A 22,630-nucleotide genomic window follows, 5' to 3' on the forward strand; every position below is an offset into this window, starting at 1 on the left:
TAATGTAAAAGACATTTTAATTTAATAGAGTAATTTGAAATAGATGAGGCAAAAATGTCGCATCTATTTTTTTATACTTTATAAAGACAACAGAAATATTAAATACTATGCTTACATTAACGTCTGTATGTATTATAATTAAAGTAACTATAAGAGCAGAAGAATTGGATATACAAGGTCATTAAGTAAGTGTGTAAGAAAGGGGCGAAATATGAATTACACTATACCACCAAAGAAAATGATTATAATAAATATTTTAGACATTCTAAAACGTTATAGTGACGAAAATCACAAATTAAGTCAGAAACAAATAGCTGAAATATTAAAGAATGAATATAACACTACTGTTGAACGAAAAACTATAAAAAGAAACATTATGAATCTTATTGATTTCGGATATGAAATTGAATACACCGAGACAGTTCGTTATGTAAAAAACAGAGAGGGGGTTAAGGAAGAAAGTTCGATACTATCTGACTTTTATTTAAAAAGAGAATTTACGGACAGTGAGCTTCGACTTTTAATTGACAGTTTATTGTTTAACAGATATTTACCGGCTAGACAATGTAAAGATATGATTGCTAAGATTGAAGGCTTGTCTAACGAATTCTTTAAATCACGTGTTAAACATATTCAGAATTTGCCGGACAATATGCCCCGCAATAATCAGCTATTTTTTACATTAGACATATTGGATGAAGCAATAACAAAACATAGGAAAGTCGCTTTTACATACAATGAATACGGAACGGACAAGAAACTTCACCCAATAAAAAGTGAACCTTATATAATTAATCCGTATCAAATGGTGGCTGTTAATGACAAATACTATTTAATTTGTAATGTGGATAAATATGATAACGTGGCTCATTTTAGAGTTGACCGAATAACAGATATAAAAATGTTAAAAGAGAAAGTTAAACCACAAAAACAGGTTAAAGGTTTGGAAAACGGAATTGATCTTCCAAAACATGTTATGGAACACATATATATGTTTAGCGGCGAAAGCATACGTGTGAAGTTTAAAGCTAAAAAATACATATTGAGCGAAATCTTTGACTGGTTTGGAAAAGAGGTTCAGTTCATGGACGAAACAGACGATGAAGTAACATGCTTGGTGTATGTGAATGAAATGTCAATGAGAAAATGGGCGTTACAGTATGCATTGCATGTAAAGGTATTAAGTCCACAAAATCTGGTCGATAACATTAAGGAAGATTTAAAAGCAGCAATGGATAAGTACGAGGAAAATTAGAAGAAATAAAAAAGACTGACTGAAATAATAGATAGTTTTTATGGACAAAAAAACAAAGCTTACGTGGGACTATTAGGCATGGTTAAGCAGGCAGGAAAAATTAGAGACAAAGGAGAATGATTATGAGCAAAACAGAACAATTAGATAATTTATTTGATGAATGGAGAAGGAAGCAGGCAGATGAATGGCAACAATGGAATGAAGGGAAGAAGGACAAGAGCAGCTATTTAAAAAGGTATAGGGAACATGAGAATTTGAAAAAAATCAATCCGGCTAAATCATTTACTCCAGATGGAATAATAGATGAAGAGGCTTGGAATAATGGAGAGAAAATACTGTTCATATTGAAAGAGGCAAATGGTCAATGGATGCTTGACGAAAACTTAGAAGATAATATTGTAGAAATAGATAATGGTGAGTTTTGGTTTAGAAAAATTGTTAAAGATAATATAAATCACAATATTAAAAGAAAGTTAAATAAATTATCAGCTGAAAAATTTGGTGAAAGTGAATTGAAAGCGGTTGCATACATGAATATAAATAAAAGAGGAGGTGCAAAATCAGAGTTAGTTGGTGTTTTAAAATCGTATATTAAAGAGTATAAGGAATATATAAAAACGGAAATAGAAATAATTTCACCCGAAATAATATGTATTTGTTGTGGAAAAAATAAAGCTTATGTAAATACGCTAGAGGAAATAATTCAGGAGTTGGAGTGCAAGCCGAAAGTAGAAAAATATTATCATCCTGCAGCTAGGATAAAATGGGAAAAATATAAAGAAGGTATTGATAATATATAATCACAAATCATAAAAGCGTTAACAAAGAACAAAGGAGGTTATTTATGATGAAAACTACTTTGCAGTATTGTGTGAAAATGGAGATGCAATACTTGATGCAAATACGTTTGATTTGGAACCTATAATGAAAAATTTGTAATAACACGAAATAAATAAGTTTTTTTAGAATTAAGAAGCTATGGGATAAATTTGTTCCATGGCTTAATTTATAATATTTAAAGGATATAAAAAAGACGGATATAAGAAAGAGAGGATATGATGAATACAAAAATTATATTTCCGGATAAATGGAATAATGCTAATCCTGACAAATCTACAATAGAAGAAATGTATTTGCCAAACAGAATGAAACTTTTAGGATTTTCAAATGCAGCAATTAAAAAAGTAGAAAATTTTATGTTTTCAAAAAATGAGAAAGATGCAGACATTGAGTCGGGGGCTATAGTGAATGTTATCCTGGAAGAATTCTACGATAATGAAACACCTGTATTGGAAAGATATTATAAGTTGTTAATGATTTTAGATGACGATTTTCTTTGTGCTGAAGATATTGCAGGAATTGAAGATGAAATTCTAAAAATTCGAAAACTTGCAGAATTAGAGTGTTATGTGGAAAGCGAAGCCTATTTGACAGAAGATGAGAAAAAATTTGATGATGTCCAGTCAGCGCTTAAATATGCAACATTATACTTAAAATTTGATAAATATTACATAATCAAAAAGACAAATGGTGCAGGAGAGACTGAATGCAAATTTTGGTACAATAAGAATCTGGATTTGGTAGGATACGATTTGATGGTAAATTCATTTTAAACTTAATTATTTTAATAACCCCAAAATCTAAGTGAAAGGAAATATTATGGCATATTTAGGACCGTTTTTCTATATAAATAACAAATTGATATGCAATAAATGCACATTTGAGCAAGCTAGAATACAAGGTGATAAGTTAGATAATTCTTATGGACACGACCGCTTATATGATGATTATTTTGCTGAAGGTGATTATATTTTTTATCCAAGAGGACGTGTAATTTGGGACAAAATAGAACAAAGAGCAATTATTTATATTGATCCAATTATTAATAACCAAAGGGTTATAGAGGCTGTTGTAAGTGAATTTGAATTGGAAGAATACATAGTGGAATTCGATGAGCATTATCAATGCGATTTTCAAGCAAAGAAGAGGCAATAATTGAAGCATACAATAGTATAAGTAGAATGACTAAATGATGATTACTAGATAAGTAAAAAATATAATGAACTTTATCAATATGGTGTTACAGAAATAATTTTTAGGAGAGAAAAATGAAAGTATATTTATTAGATAGAAACAAAAGAATATCAGATATATGGAAGATATATTTTAGAGACGAACAAGATGTAGAAGTAGTGTGTTGTGGATTTGAGAAGTTTATGGAAAATTATAATGTAGAATGTATAGTATCACCGGCTAATTCTTATGGTATTATGGACGGTGGATATGATTTGGCAATAACAGAGTATTTTGGAGAAGAACTTATGAAAAAAGTTCAGAAATATATAATTAGAAATTATTATGGAGAGCAACCAGTTGGGACAAGTTTTATTATAGAAACAGGTGTAAAAAATATTAAATTAATTCATACGCCAACAATGAGAATCCCCGCAAAAATAAAAGAACCAATGGTTGTATATCAGGCAATGCGTACAACATTAATGACAGCATTGGAGAATAATATAAAAAGTATTGTTATACCGGCTTTTGGCGGCTGTTGCGGAGATATGAATCCACAGGAGCTATGTGAATTAATGTATGAGGGATATAGGCAAATAATGAATCCACCAGAAAAATTAAGCTGGGATTATGCGACAAGGTGGGAACCAGAGATAAGTGAAAAATGGAAATATTAAGTATAATGTATGAATTAATTATAACGAAAAAACTTGTGAAGTTTCTTAAGTGAACAAATAAATGAAGGTAGAGGAGAGAAAAAAATAATGGAAAAGTTTTATTCTGAAAAAGATATTAGAGATGATTATAGGAGTCTGACTAAGCTATTAATTCAAAAAAATATGACTATATCAACAATGGAAAGTGCTACAGCAGGGCAGATTGTATCGCTTATAACAGATACGGAAGGCGCTTCAGCTATTATTAAAGGGGCATTTGTAACATACTGCAATGAAGCAAAAATAATGTAGGGTGTACCGTCAGAAGTTATTGATAAATATACAGTTTATTCAAAAGAAACTGCTATAGCTATGGCAGAAGCATGTAGCAAGGCGTATAAGTCGGATATCGGAATAGGAGTTACAGGAACTATGGGAAATGTTGATCCGTTAAATAAAGAAGCATCTATTCTGGGAGAAGTGTTTTTTGCCATAACTATTAACGGCGAGACCAGAGCATATTATATTGAATTGCCACCACAGCCTACAAGACTTGCTTATAAATTAGCAGTAGCAAAAGAAATATATGATGCCCTTATGGCAACGTTGAAGTAGAAAAAAAGTGAGACTCAGAACGAAAAGAATGTCGTAGCAAATGGCGTAACAAATGAAGAAAAAGTGCTTGCTTTGTTAAGACAGGATGGAAAATTATCAGCCAATCAATTATCGATGTCAATTAAAACCAATGCCTATAGGTGAAAAAACTATAGACATTGGAATTGTGTGTTTTCGTTTATTTAGTTTTAAACCAAAATGTAGTAAGCTCTTTATTGCTGTTACATCCATATTCAAAATGGTGTAGCATTAATATGTTTTTGGCAATTGACAGACCAATACCGGAGCTGCCAAGGCGGTTATGTTTTTTACTTTCTGTTTTGTAGAAAACATCCCATATTTTTTTGATTTGAGTTTTGTCAATCATTTTACCATCATTAGAGACGGAAAGGCTAACACCTTTGTTTGATTTTTCAACGTTAATAATGATTTGACTTGTTGCGTGTTTAATAGCATTTGTAACAAAGTTTTGAATCACTGTTTTTATCATTTCAAGATCAGCATCAATTAATATTTCTGATTCATTATGTTTAAAATTAATATCTAAATTTGACTCAGCTATAATTGGACGTAACGAATTGATAACAGCATTAGTAAGACTGACTAAATCAATAGTCTCAAAATTAAGTGGGCGTTTGTTGGCTTCCAGTCTTGATAATTCAAGAAAATCGGTTACCAAATCACTTAGTTTATCTACTTCATTATTGATTTTTGTGCTGTATAGTGGTTTGTCTTCATCTTCTATATAGTCCCAGTTTTCTGTGTATGATTTAATTAATGCAAGTGGTGTCTTAAATTCGTGTGCAACACCGCTGGTAAAATTATTACGCATTTGGTCATATTTTTCCTGTTGTTTAATAGTCTTGTTAATTAGTATGTTGATTATAATAATTAGTACAATAGCTGCGAAAACAATCAGAACAATTCCTAACATTAATTCTTTTACAGCCATTTCAAACGGGTGGATAACCGTAGCACTGTACACATTGTAGTACCCCATGCCATTGTTGTGATTGTCTTTTAAAATTATTGTTGTTTTAAAGATGTTTTTGTTTTCATATTCTACATTATCATCACTGGCAGGATTTTTTATAACGTCGTAAACAAGAGTTTTGGCTTCGTTATTAACTACATTTTTATTAGAAAATCTGTCATTGGCTAGGAGATAGTACCCATTTATTTTATAATCAATCTTTTTTGCATCAGATGGCACATTGTTATTTGATAAAGTTAGAGTATGTTTTTTTTCATGACTCAAACATTCAAATGTGATTTTTTCCGGATAAATAAAAGATTCATCTTCATATCCTTTGATGTGAACTTTTTCGGTAGAGTTGATGTAGTGTAATAAATCGTATTTGATAGAATGTTCATCAACTTGTCCACCTAAAAGAATATATTTTTGAGTATCGTTAGTTTCGTTATCAACAATAAGCATATTCTGTGTGTTAGCTAAAACGTTCCCATTTAAATTCGTAAGGACTGCATAAAAGCCAATATGATAATTAAGTCCTGCATTAGATAATTCTCTGTAAAAATAAGAACTTGCTGTTCTATCATCTTTCTTTTGGTCTAGTGCAAGAGTAGCTCTATAGGCTTTGTCTGCTCTGGTGCAATATTCATTATACATATCGGTAAGATAATCATCTTGAATTTCTATTGCCTTATATAGTGTCAAACTAAGACTGCCTAATATTGCTGCAACAAATATCATAACTGTTAATTTTACTTTTAAACGTTTGTAGTGATTTTTCATTATTATTGCCTCCAAATATATCCACCTTTTATAATTGTATGAATATAATGGTTTTCCTCTCCAAGTATTGCTCTAAGTTTTTTTACATGAGTGTCAACGGCTCTGTCATAACCTTCATAATCATAACCCCATACAGCATCAAGAATCTGGGTTCGACTAAGTACCTGATTTTTATTGTCAATAAAGTACATTAGAAGCTCATATTCTTTTGGAGCAATGGAAATGACTTTTTTATTTACTGTCACAATACGTCTGGCAGGCTCGATTTGAATATTGCCAATTGTTATTAAACCTTTTTTGATTGTAAGACCATGGTATCTTTTTACCAATGAATTAATTTTCGCCATAAGTATTGGCATGGAAAATGGCTTGGTAACATATTCATCTGCTCCAATTTCATAGCCTTGAATAACATCCTGTTCTTTACCTAGTGCGGTAAGAAAGATAACAGGCACATCATATTTTGTTCTAATGTATTGACAAATCTGCCTGCCATCAATTTCAGGCATCATAATGTCTAATACAATAATATCAAATACATTTTTATCAACTGCGGCTATTGCCTCGGCACCATTTTTGGCAGTGATTACATCAAATCCGTTTCGTTCTAAATATTTTTTTGTAATGTCCCGTAAACCTTGCTCGTCATCTGCTAACAATACTTTGTAAACCATATATATTCTCCTTACAGTTGAAACAATAATTAATTCATGTGTATTCTTTATGTACATAATAACATAAATAAAAAAATTTTGATGAATAGGATAAATGATTTGCGATAAGTTTTACATTTAAACGTGGTTGAACAATTTGAACAATTTATTACAATATAGTTGAAGAGAAAACGAAAGCTAGATGTAATCTAGCCTCTGGCAGTGTGCAAAATTTACAAAGTAGTGCTACATTTACCAGGTATGGGAATTACTTTTCAGCATTAGAAGTAGCTGATAAAGGGCATGACAAAAGGAGGAATGAAAGAATATGAGTGAAATGTTTGAATATGATGGAGTACAGTATACAAAAGAACAATGTGATCAAATAGCTTCTGAGTTTTTTGATCCAATTCTTTTAAATCAGTATCCTTTTGTTCATGCGGGGATGACTGTTAGAGATTATCTGGAAGAAAAACAATACTATTTAAATCATTGTAAAGAAGTTCGCAATGGAACATATAAGCCGTTGTGGAAACAAAAATAGATGGAGAGTGAATGTATATGATGAAAAAACAAAGTGATTGGGCTTCATATGGAATGATGGAAGAACCTTTTTGGCGAAATGATATGACACCGGAAGAATTCGAATTAGAGCGTGCATATCTTGTAAATATATATAGTAGGGGAATAAAGGCTAAAATTAATTATAAACCACTTTGGTATCCAGGGAAAAAGGTTAATTATGATTCATCACAGGATTTTATGGAAATTGTAGAGCTTGCAGGTAAAATAGCACATATGACAGATGACGAATTAGAAAAGATTATTATTGATGTATAAACATAATATTATTAAATGCTAAAAAGAAAGGTATAATATGGAAGTAGATACTTTAAAAAAAGATGTTTTTTGGGATTCACATGGACTCTCGCCAGAAGCGTTGGAGGAGAGTGTGAAAAAAGCAGATGAGTAAAGTAGTTTATGATTTTCAGGTTAGAAATTATAGAGTGTTAAAATTAGATGAAATGCCTAAATTGGACTACAAAAAGTATAGTATAGATGGAAAAGAATATGAGCCAGTAACAATATACGACGAACAGAATTGTATAGCTATTGAATCAAAGGAAGAATTCTGTATTGTTCCAAGCTTCACTTATTAAAGTTGATTTCTCTTTGTAGGTGTAAACTTCTTCCTGACTTTTCTTTTTTCTATGAATAGTATAAGGTGCTTTTTTAAAGCTGATTTCTCTAAATATATTTCTGTCAATAATGTTAAATTCTTCATCAGAAGCCAAATCAAAAATTTCTCGTAATATCAATGCTATACTGCCAAAGGCTTTAGAGGTTAATTGATAGTCTATAATTTTTGAATAAGCTCAATCCTTGAGGTAACGTTTTGTCATATGGCTGTTTGTCTATTTCAAAGCATTAAAAAAGAAGAGAAAACCGGATTTTGGCTTTCCCTTCTTTTTAACTGTTTATAATTTTATTTTTTTATCTTAACCTGCTTTGGCTTTGACCATTTGCCCTGATAAGTTTTCTTTCCTTTGACAACAATGGCTTTTGCTCTTGCATACAATTTTTTAGCCTTTTTAAACTTGCTATTTGATACACTATATGTCAATTTCTTAGTTGTTTTTGTCAATATTGTCTTTTTAAACTTCTTATCTTTTGCAATCTGTACTTTGTACTTGGTTGCGCCTTTAACTCTCTTCAATTTAAGACTAATTTTCTTAGCATTTTTCTTTTTAATTGCTTTTTTAACAACTGCCTTTCCAACCTTTACAGATGATTTTTTTGTAGTCTGACTTGGTTGTTTTTTAGTTGTTGTTTGTGCATTTGTCTTTGACTCCTGTGGCTTTGTAGTTTCTGAAGTAGTTGTTGGTTCTGCAGTAGTTGTTAGTTCTTCAGTAGTTGTTGGTTCTGCAGTAGTTGTTGGCTCAACTACTGGTGTTGTTTCAATTTCTGAAGTTGGTTCTGCAGTAGTTGTTGGATTTGTAGTTGGTTCCTCGTATTCTGAATATGCAGGATCTGCAAGTTCTGCAGGTGTTTTTCCTGAGAGTCCAGGGTCTGCTTTAATTGACACAGTTTTCTTTAATCCAAATGATTCTACATTGTTACTTGTATACTGTGATCTTACTTCTACTTCATATGTACCTGTCGCAAGTCTGTTTTCATAGTAACTTGCCACTTTCCCATTGATTCCTACCTTAATACAAACACCATCTACAAAAAGATTCAATCTTTGACCTGTTAAATCTGCCACATCAGACCATGCAATAGTAAATCCATAGTCTATACCTTCTGTTAAAATTGAAAGTCCAAGTGGTAATGTTGGCTGATTTGGTTTGTCAAATGACTGTGCATTATCTATAACCTCACCTTTAACAGTAACCTTTGATGACTGACCAAATGATGGTGCCGCCAAAGCTGACTCTCTGCCTTCTGCATCCACCGCTGATAAATATGCCAGATATTCACCTGATGATACACTTTCCAATATAACATTTGAATTGGTAATTCCATCTACATATACACGTCTGTAAGGTGTACCTGTCTTTGCATCAAATAAATATAAATTGTAACCTACAACTGATGAATCTGCTGATGGAATACTTGCTTCTGATGATGGTGCCCATGCAACACCTAATTTATTGTCTGCCTGCGCCGGATTGTCAGCAGGAACTTCCGGATTTCCTGTAATATAACTTAATCCTGCCGGTGTTTTTGGACCTATGCAATCAACAGGATATGTGTAATTAAGAGTTGCTCCTGTTACTGTAAAGCTAACTTTCTCTGATAATGTTCCCTCACCCATGCTGTTTACATTTGCAGCCTGCGCTGTATATGAACCTGCTGGAAGTCCACCTACTACACCGCCTTTTGTAGCATTGCCAATCTTTGTAACTAACTCTCCATCCTTGTAAATATAAATGACTGTTGCTGTAACTGTTGGATCATATCCAGCTACATTTGCTGGGTCATCGGCTCCTGCCCATGCAAACATAATTGCATTATCAATTGTATCCGAACCACTTTTGCTAACAGCAACAAGTCCTATTACTTCCTTAGGTAATGATGTTGCTGCTGCACTTACATTGCTTGTTGGATAGTATGTAATCGAAGATACTAACATTGCAATGGCACAAATAATCGCACCAAATTTCTTTAATCTTTTCATTTCATAAACCTCTCTTTCATTTGTTTAAACATACATTATAATTATACACTTCTAAAGAGTTATTTGTTAGTAGCCTATTTTTATATATGGTGTTAATTTTTTTGGAAGGTGTTTTAATTTTAAGATTTTCCATATATATGTACAAACACAAAAAAGTCCTAAAAATGTCAAAAAAAGTACGAGACGTGTTGCGGGTGTCCTGTGGACACCTCTGGACGGAGTCAGAAGCAACGACCGAGGCGGCAGCAGAAAAATCGAACCTTCGAGCCTGAACTCAGGCTCGATTTTGCAATAAAAAAGGGCACCTGTTAAGGTACCCTTTTTATTGCAAAAAAAGAAGCGCGAGACGGGGATCGAACCCTATTATACAAAATCAGCAAAACTCCTTTATTTATCGCAATCCCTTTATTTATCGGCAGTGTAGCGTTTTACATAATTGTGATTGAAGTGACTAAAAAGGTATGTTTTGGATAAAATGCAACGCAAAATGCAACGCAAAATAGCCCTAGAAGTTAATCTAAGGCTATGGTTTATAGTTTTGAAAAATAATCATTTGTCATATCTGTATATTTTCTCTGATAGTCTGTTAGGGAATTTCTGTAAATAGCTTTCAGTGTCTTGTCAGAACTCCATCCACCACGTTCCATTATGTAAACGTCAGGAACTCCAATAGCATGCATTATTGATGCAGAGTAATGTCGTAAATCGTGAAATCTAAAATGAGGTAGTTTCAAATGCTTCACAGCAGAAGCAAAATTTCTTGTCAATGTTCGTGGAACAATATGCACCAATTTTCCACTTTTTGGTAATTCATCAATGACAAATTGGGGTAACTCTATAACTCGTGTGCTGGATGTATTTTTTGTTGCTTTCAGGATAAGTCCTTTATCGTGAGCATCAACTAATGCTTTATTAACCGTAAGTTTATTTCCATGAACATCATCAGCAGTAGCACCACAAACTTCTGAACGTCTCAATGTGCCATAAGCTGCAAGATAAACAGCAACGAGCATATCTTTATTATCTTGGTCTTTAAAATATTGTATGAGTTTCTTTACGTCACTATCTGTAGGAATATATATGTCTACATCTTTTTTCTTCTGTGGCAATTTCACTTTAAAATTGAATGGTATATCTGCATAGTCAATTGCAGAATGAAACAAACCATATGCATTCAATACTGTTTTAGGTGAAAGTCTTTGATTCAAGTCACCAATCCAACGTTGAAGGATATTTGAGGTAAGAACATTTATTGGTGAATCTAAGATTGCCTTATAATGATTTCTGTAGGAACATTCATATCCGCTGATGGTTGTTGGAGACAGCGTTGTTCGTTTAGAATCAATGTATTCTGATATAATTTGACCAACAGTGCAGTTACCTTTATCTTCTTTGCAGTCATTTTTGTTCATTTGATATTCAGTGGCAAGATACTCACTTTCCTTTTTCGTGTTTGCAGTGAAAGACTTATAATGTCTTTTGCCTTTTTCATCAACATAGTCAAATACCAATGTTCTCCATTTTCCTGATGATGTTTTCTTTGCTTTAGCCATATTGTATCTCCTTTCCCACTTAAAAGGGTATAAAAATAACACCCAGCCTATGAACAGTAGTTCGGATTGACCAGATGCTCCTAAAAGTGATAAAATACAACTTGTCTAGGGTGGTATTTATATCACTTGGAGCTGGTCGTGAGTGGCTGGCTCTTTTTTTATTTGTAATAATTATTTATTATGTGCAATTACATCAAGCATTGATAATACCTGTTGAGCTTCAGTTGTAGCCTGAAAATAATCTTTTGTTCCGACTTTTACAGCTTTAGTTACAATAGGAATGCAAATGCAAGGTGTCTTGAAATCATTTAAGGTTACTCTAATAATAAGAGATTCAATTTTTTTCTTCTGTTTTCTTTTTCCGGTAATGCCACCGGCAACTGCACCGGCAGCACCAAAGGCTAAACCACCTATTAATGCTTGTCCTACACCACCACTTACGACAACAGAATCATCAGCTAAAAGCTCATAGCTTACCAAGTCATCAAAGCTATACCAATTTTTGTTTCCTGATGAACTAATGCTATTTCCTATTAGGTTTGATAGACCAAGAGATTGTATTGATAAAGCACCTTTTAAAGCTTTTCCGACACCTGTACCCTTATGTTTTGGAACATATCCTTTAATTTGAAAAGTTTTATGTTGTTCGTCCACCTTAATTACATTAACTTTTGATGTGGCATGGTTTCTGTCATTCCAAGATGCTAAAGCTTTGCCGGCAAAATCCTTTACTGTGTCGCTGATATTAGCTGTAGATTCTTCTGTTTCATCTTCCATAATAGGATCCTGCTCTACAAATCCATCAGAATCAGAAGTAGCATTATTTGAATCTACTGAATATTCTGTAGGACAACCACATTCAGGACAAGCAGAGGCTTTGTCTGAAAATTCCTTTCCACATTCTACACACTTAATCATTGCCATACTTTTTCCCTCCTTAAAATTAATTATATTGCTTTATTACATTTACTGAATTAAATCCGAATTCAATAACATAATTCTTGTACTTTATGTAACATCCATATTTATGCATATAAGCATTTATTGTGTCTGCAAGAAACTGCTCTGTAACACCAAGAAAAGTTGCTGTCTCATACAAGTTAGCACAATGGTGTTCAAAAGCATTAATAAAACCTTGTAAATCTATCAATTTATTGTAACTCCAAATTCTTGCCTTCTGTTCCTGATTACGATTGGAAGCAGAACTCATATCAAGTATGTTGCCGGCAGAAGTATGATGGTGCCCAAGCTCTTCTGCAAGAACGCATAACTTTTCAGCATTCGTTTTTAAATTATCACTGATTCCAACAGTTCCGTCACAATACAACCCTTTGATATTTGGGCTGTCAAAAGAATAATCTACAACTTTTATACCATCCTTGCAGGCTTCTGATTCTAACTGTTCTAATTGATTCAAGTTAAATCACCTCCCCACTAAAGTATATCGCATGGAGTGTCCCATAAATGGGACGTATTGAATAATTTTAAAAATTTGATATAATATACTTAACAAGAGAACCGAAAGCTAGACGAAACCTAGCCGCCGGTAAATAAGTTTTAAAGAAATAGTGCCTTACTTTACCAGAGCAGGGGCACTATTTTTTGTGTGAGAAATAAGTAATAACAAGAGCTATCACACTGCACAACATTGTCACGAAAGCAAATAAGTCGCTGTATGTAACCATTGGCACCAACCCCTTTCTTTTGTAAAGTCCGGCAGTTGGTATGTCGCCCCTTCGGTTCCCCTGGTAAGTATATTATATTTTCATTGTTCTATTTTCTTTTATTCTTTACGAACTCCACAAAGTTTTTAATTTCATCCATTTCTTCTTCTGTAAACTCCTCACCCTCAAAGTGTGCTGCAAGAGTATTGACTTTAGGGATTGAAGATTTATCTTCTATTAAGTCAGAACGATTAATGCCAAAATATTTAGCTAAAACATCAACTTTATCCATTCTAGGTAAACGTGTGCCATTACACCAAGTAGAAATAGCTGATTTATTTAATCCTAAATCGTTAATCAGATCAGTTTGAGTTTTTCCATTTATGGACATATAATGTTTTAAATTTTTTGAGAAAATTTCTTTATAAATATCTTCACTCATAGGAAATACCTCCTTATGTAATAAGGATAAAACAGAATAAGAAAAAAAGCAATACAAAAAGTAGAAAAAGTTTACAAAAAGTATTGACACTCTACAAAAAGTAGAGTAATATATAAGAGTAGCAAGGAGATAGCAGGAAAGGAGTTACTTATGGAGAATGAAGAAATGAGCTTAGCAGAATTACTAAAAGAAACTACAGAAGAAAATCAAACAAGAAAGATCTTAGCAATCTTAGAAGAGAGCGAAGATTTGGAGAAAGCAAAAGAAAAAGTAAAAGCCCTACTTAAATAACTAAGTAGGACGATAAATAACAAGCACACACAAGGGCGACACTTCTTAACATTCCTGCTAAGTCGCCCAAGTGATATAAGAAATTATAGCAGGAAGATAATTATTTGTAAAGGAAGGAGTGATAAAAGGTGTCTAAAATACAAATTACTTTAGCAGCAGCTAGAGTTAATGCAGGATTTACACAAGAAGATGTTGCAAAAAAAATGGGAATTAGTAAACAAACAATAATTAATTGGGAGAAGGGAAAGAATATTCCAGGAATACCAGAAATGGAAATGATGTCAAAAATATATAATATGCCACAAGACTATATTTTTTTACCATCATACTCTACAAAAAATAGAAAATAATTAATAAAAAGGAGCAACAATATGGAAGATAAACAGAAAATATGTGACTTGCTTTTACCTGCATTACAGGAAACAAGAAATTTACAGGACTTGGAAAATTTAACATACAACGAAAACAGTGAAACAGTTATAGCTACATTCTGTTACGGCAGAAAGAAAATAGTCAATGTTCATTTGGATTCGGGAACAGCAATGATTAGTGACATAGTTAGACAGATTGTTTAATGAAATAGTCGAAAAAGGTTGACAAACCTCGTGCTTTACAGCACAAGGGAAACCTCGGATTAAGTCGTATCATAATGCTATCAAAACGAAAGGAGTAGAGAAATGATACAGACAACAATAAGGATTCCAAAGGAATTGCACCAGAAGTTAAAAGAGCTGGCGAAGAAGAAAGGATTAACAGTTAATGCTCTGATAGTTCAGGCATTATGGAAGTTGTAGGAGGTAGTAAGTGAAAAGAATAGAATAAGTTAGAGCTGTAACAGACAGCACAAAATTAGCGTCATTGATGATTTATTTAGTTAATAAAAACCCAACAGTTGATGAACTAACAGCACTTTTGGAAACGGAGTTAACAGAGAAACAGCTACAGACAATTAAATCCATAGCTGTTAATAATGATTATTCATTGTCAATTTAAGAAAAGGTAGCAGGAGGTGAGAGATATGCCTGTAAGAAATTCAATAGCAGACAGAATTAACGAAACAAGAATAATACTTAAAACTGCATTAATAAGAAACAACAAAGTCCCAAAGGACATTGAAAAGCGAAAAATAATGCATGCGAATACGTTCTACAAGAAACAGAGCAAAGCAGATACGTTTAAATTGAGTGACTTGTGGAGATTAGACGACATGCTACATTTTACAGATGAAGAAATATTAAAAATGTTTGGAAGATAAGGAGGAACTAATGGAACAAGACACAAGACTTAAAGTAAGAGAAGTAAAAGAAACCAAAAAAGAAGAGCCTGAATATACACCACTACATTCAAGCTCTCACAAAAATAATACACCTAAAGATTACCACGTTTTACAGGAAAAGTACAGAGTTGCAAACAGATACAAGAATCTGATGATTGGTATCGTTGTTGTAATTGTAATGTGGTACAACAATTGGATTTGCGTTGACAGTATTCCAATGAAGCTGTTGTATTCAGCAGGAATGGTGTTAGCAACAAGCCTACTGTGTGGAGCAGTGGACGAGATTTTGATGGAGGAATAGGCAATAGTTACCAGAAAGAGTTTTCCGACCAAGGAATTATGGCTGGAAGCAAGAAAAGGGAAAATAGGCGGTTCTGATGCAGCAGCAGTGTTAGGTCTTAATCCGTACAAAACAAATGAAGAGCTTTGGAAAGAAATGGTAGGAATTAAAGAACCTATTGATATTTCAGACAAGCCCTATGTTATTTACGGAACAAAGGCAGAAGAACATATAAGAGCAATATTTGCATTAGACCACCCGGAATATAAAGTTGAATACTTTGGTGACAACATGCTTCTCAATGATAAATATCCGTTTGCTCATGCATCACTTGATGGAGAATTAACAGAAATTGAAACTGGACGAAAAGGTATATTTGAATGTAAGACCAGCGAGTTGTTCGGTTCAATGCACAAGGAAAAATGGGATGGTGAACACATTCCTGATAACTATTACATACAGGTGCTGCATTACCTGATGGTAACAGAATATGAGTTTGTGGAGTTAAGAGCGCAGATTAAAAGTGTTTGGAACCAAAGAATAAGACTTATCACAAAGGATTATCACATTGAAAGAGAAGATGTGACAGAAGATATAGAAATACTAAAAAAGGAAGAATATGAGTTTATCAAATCAGTTAAGCAGAGAAAACAACCGGCTCTGATTCTTCCGGAGATTTAATGGAGGAAACAAATGGAATTAGAAATTTACAACCCAACTAAAGAAAATACAGTTAAACAGATTGACTGGAACTTTGAAGAATTAAAGAAAGAAATAACAGAAAAGGCAGAAATGTATGGTTCTTTGGTGTATACAGATGAAAACATCAAGGAAGCAAAAGCGGACAGAGCAAAATTAAACAAGTTCATTAAGGTTTTAGAAGATAAGCGAAAAGACGTTAAGAAGATGATGCTTGAACCTTATACACAGTTTGAAAGTCAGGTTAAGGAATTAGTATCGATCATTGGTGAAGCAAATGACAATATTGCTTCTCAGGTAAAAGCCTACACCGAAAAGTTGAGAGAAGAAAAACGTGAAAAGGTAAAAGAAATCTATGATAAGGCAATGTCTGTTGAAGGAGCAGAAGGCATTGCAGAGATTTTAACGTTTGACAGAGTATTCAAGGAAAGCTTTTTAAACAGCTCAACAACTTTTAAATCTATTGTAAACGAAATTGAAGATTTGAGAGACAGAGTGAGACATGATCTTGAAGTAATTAATGCTGATACCAGAGAATACCAGTTTGAAATGAAGCAGGCATACCTTAAGAATCTGGATATGACTGAAGCTATATCAGTTAAGCAGCAGTTTGAAGAAAACGCAAGAAAGAAAGCTGAATATGAAGCAAAGCGTAAGGCTGAAATGGAAGAGCGAAAAGCCAGAGAAGAAGCAGAAGCACAGAAAGTTGTTCAGGCAGGTAAGCAGGTAGTAGTGGAACAGCAACCGGAAGAAACACAGCAGGAGGTTGAAGCTACAAAGATAGTTGAAGCAACAGTTACAGAGGAGAGAAAATTTGCAGTTTCTTTTAAAGTTTATGGCACACAGAAACAGCTTAGAGAGCTTAAGGAATTTTTAACAAGCAACAATATAGAATATGGTCCAATACATTAGGAGGAAATGAAAATGGCAGTATCAAACAGTTTAGCAAAGAGAAGTAAGGAAACAAGTTTTACAGCATATCTTAAGAATGATGCAGTAAAGAATCAGATTAATGGTGTAATAGGTGGAAAGAACGGTCAACGTTTCATCAGTTCAATAGTAAGTGCGGTTGGTAATAACCCAACATTGCAGGAGTGTGAGAACTCTTCAATAGTAAGTGCTGCACTTTTAGGTGAGAGTTTAAATCTTTCACCAAGTCCACAGTTAGGTCAGTATTACATGGTTCCGTTTAAGGATAACAAGGCAGGCATTAAGGTGGCACAGTTTCAGTTAGGCTACAAAGGTTATATTCAGTTAGCCATCAGATCAGGACAGTATAAGAAATTAAATGTGTTAGCCATTAAGAAAGGCGAATTAATCAGATTCGACCCACTTAATGAAGACATAGAAGTAAATCTCATTGCAGATGAAAATGAGAGAGAAAAGGCAGAAACAATTGGCTATTATGCAATGTTTGAATATACAAACGGATTTAAGAAAGCCATATACTGGTCAAAGGAAAAGATGAAAGCTCATGCAATTAAGTATTCACAAGGTTATGCAGCAGACATAAAGAAAGGAACAAAGTGGACTTTCTGGAGTAAGGACTTTGATGGAATGGCATATAAGACAATGCTTAGACAGATTATCAGCAAGTGGGGAATTATGAGCATTGACATGCAAAGAGCTATTGACAGTGACATGGCAGTCATTAATGAAGATGGAACAAGAACATACGTGGATAACGAGCCGGTTGAACAGCAGGAATATGAAGAAGTCAGTGTTTCAGAAGAAAACCAGGAAATTGTGCAGGAACAGACACAGAGCAGTAACGTAACAGTTGAAACACCAACTGATAACACAACAACAAATAACATAGAAGAAAAGGATGTACAGTCAGCATTTTTTAATTTTTAGTAATAGGCAACAGTCAGAAATAGGAAAAATATTTTAATCACGAAATAAGCCTGCTGAATTTACAGCAGGCAGGAAAGGAGGTTGGTTAATTGAAAGAAAGTATAAAGATAGTTGACTACATTCCTTTTGGTAAAGAAAATGCCATATCAAGGCAACAGTTGGAAAGAGTAACCGGATTAAGTGATAGAGACGTAAGAGAAGCAATATCGTTGGCAAGAAGAAATACGGTTATATTGAATCTTTCAAACGGAAAAGGATACTTCCAACCAATTCAGGGAGAAGAAGATGATTTGGTAGTGAAGTATTTTAAGCAGGAAGACAGCAGACTAAAAAGAATTGGCTGGTCCTTGCTGGCAACACGAAGAAGGGTAAAGGAGATACAGAATGGAAATGCAGTTTAAGGTTCCGGGCCCACCAAAGGGAAAAGCAAGGGCGAGAACATTTTATAATCCAAAACTTGGGAGAATGCAGAGCATTACTCCCGAGGGAACTGTTCTCTATGAAAACCTGATAAAAACAAGTTATGTTCAGCAGGCAAAAGAGAACAGGTTTGAAGGGTATTTTAATAAAGAGCCTATTCACATGTACATTGAGGCAGTTTTCGAAATACCCAAAAGTACAAGCAAGAAAAGACGTTTGTTAATGGAAGCAAGAGAAGAACTTCCATGTAAGAAACCGGATGCGGATAATATAGCAAAGGTTATATGTGACGCATTAAATAAAGTAGCTTATGGAGACGATACACAGATTTGTGAACTGGAAGTACATAAAAGGTACACAGAGCAGAATGAAGAAGCTGGTGTGTTGGTAGGCATAGAGACTACGCAAGGAGACTAAGAGAATGGCAAGACCAATAAAAAAAGGTTTGGAATACTTTCCCTTTGATGTTGGTTTTTTCTCAGATAAAAAGGTGAAAATCTTGAAAAGCAGATATGGAGCAGATGGAATAGTTATATACCAATATCTGCTTTGCGAGATTTACAAGGAGAATGGTTACTTTCTAATTGTTGATGAAGATTTTGAATACATTATTTCAGATGATTTAAACATGGAAAGCAACAAGGTGAAGCAGGTATTAAACTTCTTATTGGAACGGTCACTGTTTGATAGCACACTTTTTCAGTCGGACAAGGTTCTTACCTCTGCCGGAATACAAAAAAGGTATCAGGAAGCTGTTAAGACAAGAGCCAGCAAAAAAGCAATTGTAGTTGATAATTATTGGCTTTTGAGTAAGGAAGAAACAGCATCCTATATTAAAGTTACCCTTTTTGAAGATAAATCCGAGATTAATAAGCATAAATCCGAGATTAATCCTAATTTGTCTGTAGAAAAAACACATAAAGTAAAGGAAAGTAAAGTAAAGGAAAATAAAGAAAATAAAAGCAGTGGTTATTTTTCTGATAAAAAATTAAATGAATTATTCGAGCAATATCTGATAATGCGTGAGAAGAAAGGAAAACCGGTGGTTGGCTATCAGTTAAAGATTTTAATTGACCGCTTAAATCAGGTGGCAGCAAACACAAAAGAGAAGATAGAAGTTGTTAGTAATGCAATAGCAGGAGATTGGAACACATTTTATCCGATTAAACGTAACACAAAGAAAAACACCTTTGCTGCATTTGAGAAACGTGAATATGATCATGATGCATTGGAAAAGCAGGCACTGTTAAATAACCGGAAGATGTTTGACGATATGAAGAAAGGAAAAACTAATGAACAGATTTAATTCTAACGTGGTTGTAGAGATAAATAATAGAATTGCAGAACTGGACCGACAGGAGTTTATGATTCAAATGGCAGAATTTTTATCATACGAAGACAAAGAACAGTTGAGAGCAATCGCAAGAGAAAGAGCAGAGCTGGAACTAAAAAGAAAACAGTTAGGCAACTAGCCAGCAGGAGGAACAGCGTTAGTGAGAAATACGGAAAAAGCATTTGGACACATATTAACGCATGAAGAAGATTTATTCGTTAATTTTGGAAGACCGAGAAGTTATGCTGTGAAAGCATTCAGGTCTAAACCATATGCAAACGAATTAAAAGTTGGAGGAAAGAAAAATGGCAAAAATATCAAAAGAGGAGCAGGCGAGACGTGAAGGAATGGCTTATGCTTTAAGGCTTGCCAAGGAAAAGGGAATAGATGCATTGGAAGAAGATTTGAAGATGCGAAATGCGATAGACCTACCTTTAAGGGTATCTAAGGCAGATTTAGATAAATTCAGTGATAATGTTAAGTACAATACAATTCTATACATAAAAATTCTAATGGCCGTAACAATGCATGATGAATTTGGTTTTGGTAACAAAAGAATTAAGCAGATGTTTAAAAGATTTGACCTAAAAGCTGAATGTATTGCAGAGGATTACAGCAATTGGGAAGAGCAGGTAAAAATAATTGCAGAAGAATGTGGAATTGACATGGAGACTGAAAGAAGAGAATTGACATGGAGACTGAAAGAAGAGGCTTGAGAACGGTAATTAAATAAAAAAATCGAAAGGAGAAAGAGTTGTGCGCACAGAAAAGAATTCTTACTCCTGATGAAGAAATGGAAGGACAATTTGAATTTTTAATAGAAAACAATGAATATGTAACAAAAGATGCTCCTGATTTTGTAAAGAATGCATGGAAGAAAGCAAAGCAAGACAAAAAAAGAGAATTTACGGAGAAGCAGAATCTTGCATATGAGGACAAGTTATCAAGACAAAAAGGTATAGCATGGGAGTTTTATGATGAAATGCATGAACGTGGACTTAATGCTCATGTATCTGTTGGTGGTTTAGATAGTATTACGCTATACATATGGCTTAAAAGCATAGGAATAAATGTACCGGGAATATCTGTATCGGGAGTTGAAGATAAAAGTATTCAAAAAGTACACAAAGCATTAGGTATAGAAATTGTTAAATCATACAAGACAAAGGTTGATGTATTAAACAATATTGGTTTTCCAGTAATAAGTAAGCGTATTGCAGGAAAAATACAGTTACTTCAAAATCCTACAGATAAGAATAAGACTGTAAGACATGCAATTATAACAGGAGAATGTGGAGAGTTAGGACATTTTGCAAAGAATAGCAGAATGAAATTGCCACAAAAATGGTTGAATTTATTTGGTGGTTACGAAAATGAGAATGAAGGTGTTAATTATAACAAACCTGATTTTAAAGTATCAAACAATTGCTGCTATTACTGAAGGAAAAGCCTTGTGATGATTGGGCAAAAGAGCATAATTCACATGCATATCTTGGAATGATGGCATCAGAAGGTGGTCAGAGAGAAGAAGCTCTTGTGGAACATGGATGTAATTACTATGGCAAGACAACCATCAGATCAGCACCATTTGCAATCTTTTTAAGGCAAGACATATTGAAGTTAGCCTTAGAAATGAATCAATGGTATTTAGAGCATATAGACATTTTTGAACAATTATATATGCAACAACCTTATAGCAGAAATAAGGAAGGAAAGATAATTCCATATGAACCACTTAAAACAATCATTCCAGAAATATATGGTGTGATTGAAAAAGAACCGGATGGAACACTAAGAACAACAAAAGCTCAAAGAACCGGATGCTCAATGTGTGGATTTGGAATACATCTTGAAAAAAGACCACACAGATTTGACAGATTGAGAGAACAAAATCCTAAAGAATGGGAGTTTTGGATGTACAAATGTTGCAAAGATAAAGCTACAGGAGAAAAATACGGATGGGGCAAAGTTTTGGATTATATAGGAGTTGAATGGGAAGATATTCCAGCAAAGCAGATGACAATAGAGGATTTAAAAAAATGTTAAGAAATGTTAAGGAGTGAGAGGAATGACAAGTGTACCATTTGGGGACAGCCAATGGGTAACAAGTATGCGGAAGTTACATACAACAGAGACAAGGATGAAATGTATGTTGATATTTATCAGAAGATTATCAACATCAAGATTTCATCTGATGAGTTTAATTTCGAAGCATAAAGGAGAATATGCATATACATATAAGATATTACACTAGATTCAGCTAATAATTTTAAAAATAGGAGGATATTATATTATGCTTAATATTGAATATTACAAAGATGAATTAAAGGAAATAATAATTAGACACATAGGTATCGATTCAATAACGGGAAAGCCGAAAATGTGTGATGAGCTTTTCTGTTTAGATTGTGTGTTCAAGGACCAAGACGCTTGTAGTCCTAAAAAGGTAGAGCAGTGGCTACAATCTGAACACGTTGAACAGGTCGATTGGAGCAAGGTTGAGGTTGATACACCAATTCTGGTTAGAGATTATGAAAGCAGTGAATGGACTAAAAGATATTTTGCTAAATTTGAAGACGGGAAAGTCTATGCGTGGAAGTATGGAGCTACATCTTGGACAGCAAATAATGAATATGCTGTAAGGTCTTGGAAATACGCAAAACTAGCAGAAAGTGAGGAGTAG

35 protein-coding genes and 1 pseudogene are annotated in these 22,630 nt (G+C 33.7%); 29 read left to right on the forward strand and 7 right to left on the reverse strand.

Annotated elements, in window-relative coordinates:
• The first annotated feature begins 211 nt into the window (after positions 1 to 211).
• The 6 genes and pseudogenes from ACZM4J_RS06230 (at position 212) to ACZM4J_RS06255 (ending at position 4,542) form a co-directional block, all read left to right on the forward strand.
• Positions 212 to 1,255, forward strand: coding sequence for a helix-turn-helix transcriptional regulator (locus tag ACZM4J_RS06230; RefSeq protein ID WP_489485803.1), 1,044 nt, complete (start codon positions 212 to 214; stop codon positions 1,253 to 1,255).
• Between the two features lie 122 nt (positions 1,256 to 1,377).
• Entirely contained in the window at positions 1,378 to 2,055 is a 678-nt protein-coding gene (locus tag ACZM4J_RS06235) for a hypothetical protein (RefSeq protein WP_022165292.1), read from the forward strand.
• Between the two features lie 255 nt (positions 2,056 to 2,310).
• A complete protein-coding gene (locus ACZM4J_RS06240) occupies positions 2,311 to 2,868 on the forward strand; it encodes a hypothetical protein (RefSeq protein ID WP_489485805.1) in 558 nt (185 codons plus the stop codon).
• Positions 2,869 to 2,914: 46 nt separating this feature from the next.
• Positions 2,915 to 3,250, forward strand: coding sequence for a hypothetical protein (locus ACZM4J_RS06245; protein WP_022165294.1), 336 nt, complete (start codon positions 2,915 to 2,917; stop codon positions 3,248 to 3,250).
• Between the two features lie 113 nt (positions 3,251 to 3,363).
• A complete protein-coding gene (locus tag ACZM4J_RS06250; protein ID WP_412622448.1) occupies positions 3,364 to 3,948 on the forward strand; it encodes a macro domain-containing protein in 585 nt (194 codons plus the stop codon).
• An 87-nt stretch (positions 3,949 to 4,035) separates the two neighbouring features.
• Positions 4,036 to 4,542 (forward strand): annotated as a pseudogene (locus ACZM4J_RS06255) (CinA family protein).
• 178 nt (positions 4,543 to 4,720) lie between these two features.
• Here the strand turns inward: ACZM4J_RS06255 and ACZM4J_RS06260 are convergent.
• Together ACZM4J_RS06260 and ACZM4J_RS06265 are read right to left on the reverse strand one after the other, a co-directional pair.
• Entirely contained in the window at positions 4,721 to 6,298 is a 1,578-nt protein-coding gene (locus tag ACZM4J_RS06260) for a sensor histidine kinase (RefSeq protein ID WP_489485807.1), read from the reverse strand.
• A 2-nt stretch (positions 6,299 to 6,300) separates the two neighbouring features.
• Positions 6,301 to 6,972 carry a response regulator transcription factor gene (locus ACZM4J_RS06265; RefSeq protein WP_022165299.1) on the reverse strand — a complete coding sequence of 224 codons (672 nt, stop codon included), beginning with the start codon at positions 6,970 to 6,972 and terminating at the stop codon, positions 6,301 to 6,303.
• A 307-nt stretch (positions 6,973 to 7,279) separates the two neighbouring features.
• On the opposite strand from ACZM4J_RS06265, the gene ACZM4J_RS06270 reads away from it, so the two are divergent.
• The 3 genes from ACZM4J_RS06270 (at position 7,280) to ACZM4J_RS06280 (ending at position 8,111) form a co-directional block, all read left to right on the forward strand.
• On the forward strand, positions 7,280 to 7,495 hold the full coding sequence (locus ACZM4J_RS06270; protein WP_022165300.1) for a hypothetical protein: 216 nt from the start codon (positions 7,280 to 7,282) through the stop codon (positions 7,493 to 7,495).
• Between the two features lie 17 nt (positions 7,496 to 7,512).
• Positions 7,513 to 7,791, forward strand: coding sequence for a hypothetical protein (locus ACZM4J_RS06275; protein WP_302689895.1), 279 nt, complete (start codon positions 7,513 to 7,515; stop codon positions 7,789 to 7,791).
• 125 nt (positions 7,792 to 7,916) lie between these two features.
• The gene (locus ACZM4J_RS06280; RefSeq protein ID WP_022165303.1) at positions 7,917 to 8,111 is read left to right on the forward strand and encodes a hypothetical protein; all 195 of its coding nucleotides are present in this window, start codon (positions 7,917 to 7,919) and stop codon (positions 8,109 to 8,111) included.
• A gap of 326 nt (positions 8,112 to 8,437) precedes the next feature.
• On the opposite strand, the gene ACZM4J_RS06285 is transcribed toward ACZM4J_RS06280, so the two are convergent.
• The 5 genes from ACZM4J_RS06285 to ACZM4J_RS06305 all read right to left on the reverse strand — a co-directional run bounded on the left by ACZM4J_RS06285 (position 8,438) and on the right by ACZM4J_RS06305 (position 13,791).
• Entirely contained in the window at positions 8,438 to 10,132 is a 1,695-nt protein-coding gene (locus ACZM4J_RS06285) for a hypothetical protein (RefSeq protein ID WP_489485809.1), read from the reverse strand.
• A 530-nt stretch (positions 10,133 to 10,662) separates the two neighbouring features.
• Complete coding sequence (locus ACZM4J_RS06290; RefSeq protein WP_489485811.1) at positions 10,663 to 11,685, reverse strand: site-specific integrase; 1,023 nt, start codon at positions 11,683 to 11,685, stop codon at positions 10,663 to 10,665.
• Positions 11,686 to 11,856: 171 nt separating this feature from the next.
• Positions 11,857 to 12,609, reverse strand: coding sequence for a hypothetical protein (locus tag ACZM4J_RS06295; RefSeq protein WP_489485812.1), 753 nt, complete (start codon positions 12,607 to 12,609; stop codon positions 11,857 to 11,859).
• 19 nt (positions 12,610 to 12,628) lie between these two features.
• On the reverse strand, positions 12,629 to 13,102 hold the full coding sequence (locus ACZM4J_RS06300) for an ImmA/IrrE family metallo-endopeptidase (RefSeq protein WP_489485813.1): 474 nt from the start codon (positions 13,100 to 13,102) through the stop codon (positions 12,629 to 12,631).
• 356 nt (positions 13,103 to 13,458) lie between these two features.
• Complete coding sequence (locus ACZM4J_RS06305) at positions 13,459 to 13,791, reverse strand: helix-turn-helix domain-containing protein (RefSeq protein ID WP_489485815.1); 333 nt, start codon at positions 13,789 to 13,791, stop codon at positions 13,459 to 13,461.
• Between the two features lie 150 nt (positions 13,792 to 13,941).
• On the opposite strand from ACZM4J_RS06305, the gene ACZM4J_RS06310 reads away from it, so the two are divergent.
• The 20 genes from ACZM4J_RS06310 (at position 13,942) to ACZM4J_RS06405 (ending at position 22,630) form a co-directional block, all read left to right on the forward strand.
• A complete protein-coding gene (locus tag ACZM4J_RS06310; protein ID WP_489485816.1) occupies positions 13,942 to 14,082 on the forward strand; it encodes a hypothetical protein in 141 nt (46 codons plus the stop codon).
• 128 nt (positions 14,083 to 14,210) lie between these two features.
• Positions 14,211 to 14,432: a helix-turn-helix transcriptional regulator gene (locus tag ACZM4J_RS06315; protein ID WP_489485818.1), complete on the forward strand. Its 222-nt coding sequence runs from the start codon at positions 14,211 to 14,213 to the stop codon at positions 14,430 to 14,432.
• A gap of 21 nt (positions 14,433 to 14,453) precedes the next feature.
• Positions 14,454 to 14,657, forward strand: coding sequence for a hypothetical protein (locus ACZM4J_RS06320; protein ID WP_489485819.1), 204 nt, complete (start codon positions 14,454 to 14,456; stop codon positions 14,655 to 14,657).
• A gap of 102 nt (positions 14,658 to 14,759) precedes the next feature.
• Positions 14,760 to 14,876, forward strand: coding sequence for a YlcI/YnfO family protein (locus ACZM4J_RS06325; protein WP_290988441.1), 117 nt, complete (start codon positions 14,760 to 14,762; stop codon positions 14,874 to 14,876).
• Positions 14,877 to 14,943: 67 nt separating this feature from the next.
• Positions 14,944 to 15,075, forward strand: coding sequence for a hypothetical protein (locus ACZM4J_RS06330; RefSeq protein WP_489485820.1), 132 nt, complete (start codon positions 14,944 to 14,946; stop codon positions 15,073 to 15,075).
• Positions 15,076 to 15,100: 25 nt separating this feature from the next.
• Positions 15,101 to 15,337 (forward strand): hypothetical protein, encoded by a 237-nt coding sequence (locus tag ACZM4J_RS06335; RefSeq protein WP_489485821.1) that lies wholly within the window; start codon positions 15,101 to 15,103, stop codon positions 15,335 to 15,337.
• A 10-nt stretch (positions 15,338 to 15,347) separates the two neighbouring features.
• Positions 15,348 to 15,659: a hypothetical protein gene (locus ACZM4J_RS06340; RefSeq protein ID WP_489485823.1), complete on the forward strand. Its 312-nt coding sequence runs from the start codon at positions 15,348 to 15,350 to the stop codon at positions 15,657 to 15,659.
• Between the two features lie 42 nt (positions 15,660 to 15,701).
• A complete protein-coding gene (locus ACZM4J_RS06345) occupies positions 15,702 to 16,319 on the forward strand; it encodes a YqaJ viral recombinase family protein (RefSeq protein WP_301955915.1) in 618 nt (205 codons plus the stop codon).
• Positions 16,320 to 16,331: 12 nt separating this feature from the next.
• Positions 16,332 to 17,249: a DUF1351 domain-containing protein gene (locus tag ACZM4J_RS06350; RefSeq protein ID WP_489485824.1), complete on the forward strand. Its 918-nt coding sequence runs from the start codon at positions 16,332 to 16,334 to the stop codon at positions 17,247 to 17,249.
• 12 nt (positions 17,250 to 17,261) lie between these two features.
• Complete coding sequence (locus tag ACZM4J_RS06355; RefSeq protein ID WP_489485825.1) at positions 17,262 to 18,194, forward strand: recombinase RecT; 933 nt, start codon at positions 17,262 to 17,264, stop codon at positions 18,192 to 18,194.
• An 89-nt stretch (positions 18,195 to 18,283) separates the two neighbouring features.
• On the forward strand, positions 18,284 to 18,595 hold the full coding sequence (locus ACZM4J_RS06360) for a hypothetical protein (RefSeq protein ID WP_301955870.1): 312 nt from the start codon (positions 18,284 to 18,286) through the stop codon (positions 18,593 to 18,595).
• Positions 18,579 to 19,031, forward strand: coding sequence for a RusA family crossover junction endodeoxyribonuclease (locus ACZM4J_RS06365; protein WP_301955869.1), 453 nt, complete (start codon positions 18,579 to 18,581; stop codon positions 19,029 to 19,031). Before ACZM4J_RS06360 ends, ACZM4J_RS06365 begins: the two co-directional genes overlap by 17 nt.
• 4 nt (positions 19,032 to 19,035) lie before the next feature.
• A complete protein-coding gene (locus tag ACZM4J_RS06370; RefSeq protein WP_489485828.1) occupies positions 19,036 to 19,920 on the forward strand; it encodes a DUF4373 domain-containing protein in 885 nt (294 codons plus the stop codon).
• On the forward strand, positions 19,907 to 20,086 hold the full coding sequence (locus tag ACZM4J_RS06375) for a hypothetical protein (RefSeq protein ID WP_489485829.1): 180 nt from the start codon (positions 19,907 to 19,909) through the stop codon (positions 20,084 to 20,086). Before ACZM4J_RS06370 ends, ACZM4J_RS06375 begins: the two co-directional genes overlap by 14 nt.
• Positions 20,087 to 20,107: 21 nt before the next feature.
• Positions 20,108 to 20,290 carry a hypothetical protein gene (locus tag ACZM4J_RS06380; RefSeq protein WP_303000841.1) on the forward strand — a complete coding sequence of 61 codons (183 nt, stop codon included), beginning with the start codon at positions 20,108 to 20,110 and terminating at the stop codon, positions 20,288 to 20,290.
• Positions 20,253 to 20,663, forward strand: a complete 411-nt coding sequence (locus ACZM4J_RS06385; protein WP_489485831.1) for a hypothetical protein — start codon at positions 20,253 to 20,255, stop codon at positions 20,661 to 20,663. Before ACZM4J_RS06380 ends, ACZM4J_RS06385 begins: the two co-directional genes overlap by 38 nt.
• A 38-nt stretch (positions 20,664 to 20,701) precedes the next feature.
• Positions 20,702 to 21,388, forward strand: a complete 687-nt coding sequence (locus ACZM4J_RS06390) for a hypothetical protein (RefSeq protein ID WP_489485832.1) — start codon at positions 20,702 to 20,704, stop codon at positions 21,386 to 21,388.
• Positions 21,373 to 21,993, forward strand: a complete 621-nt coding sequence (locus ACZM4J_RS06395) for a hypothetical protein (protein ID WP_489485833.1) — start codon at positions 21,373 to 21,375, stop codon at positions 21,991 to 21,993. Before ACZM4J_RS06390 ends, ACZM4J_RS06395 begins: the two co-directional genes overlap by 16 nt.
• Before the next feature lie 3 nt (positions 21,994 to 21,996).
• Positions 21,997 to 22,164, forward strand: coding sequence for a DUF6275 family protein (locus ACZM4J_RS06400; RefSeq protein ID WP_489485834.1), 168 nt, complete (start codon positions 21,997 to 21,999; stop codon positions 22,162 to 22,164).
• A gap of 76 nt (positions 22,165 to 22,240) precedes the next feature.
• Positions 22,241 to 22,630, forward strand: a complete 390-nt coding sequence (locus tag ACZM4J_RS06405) for a hypothetical protein (RefSeq protein ID WP_489485835.1) — start codon at positions 22,241 to 22,243, stop codon at positions 22,628 to 22,630.

Source organism: Eubacterium sp., assembly GCF_057858645.1.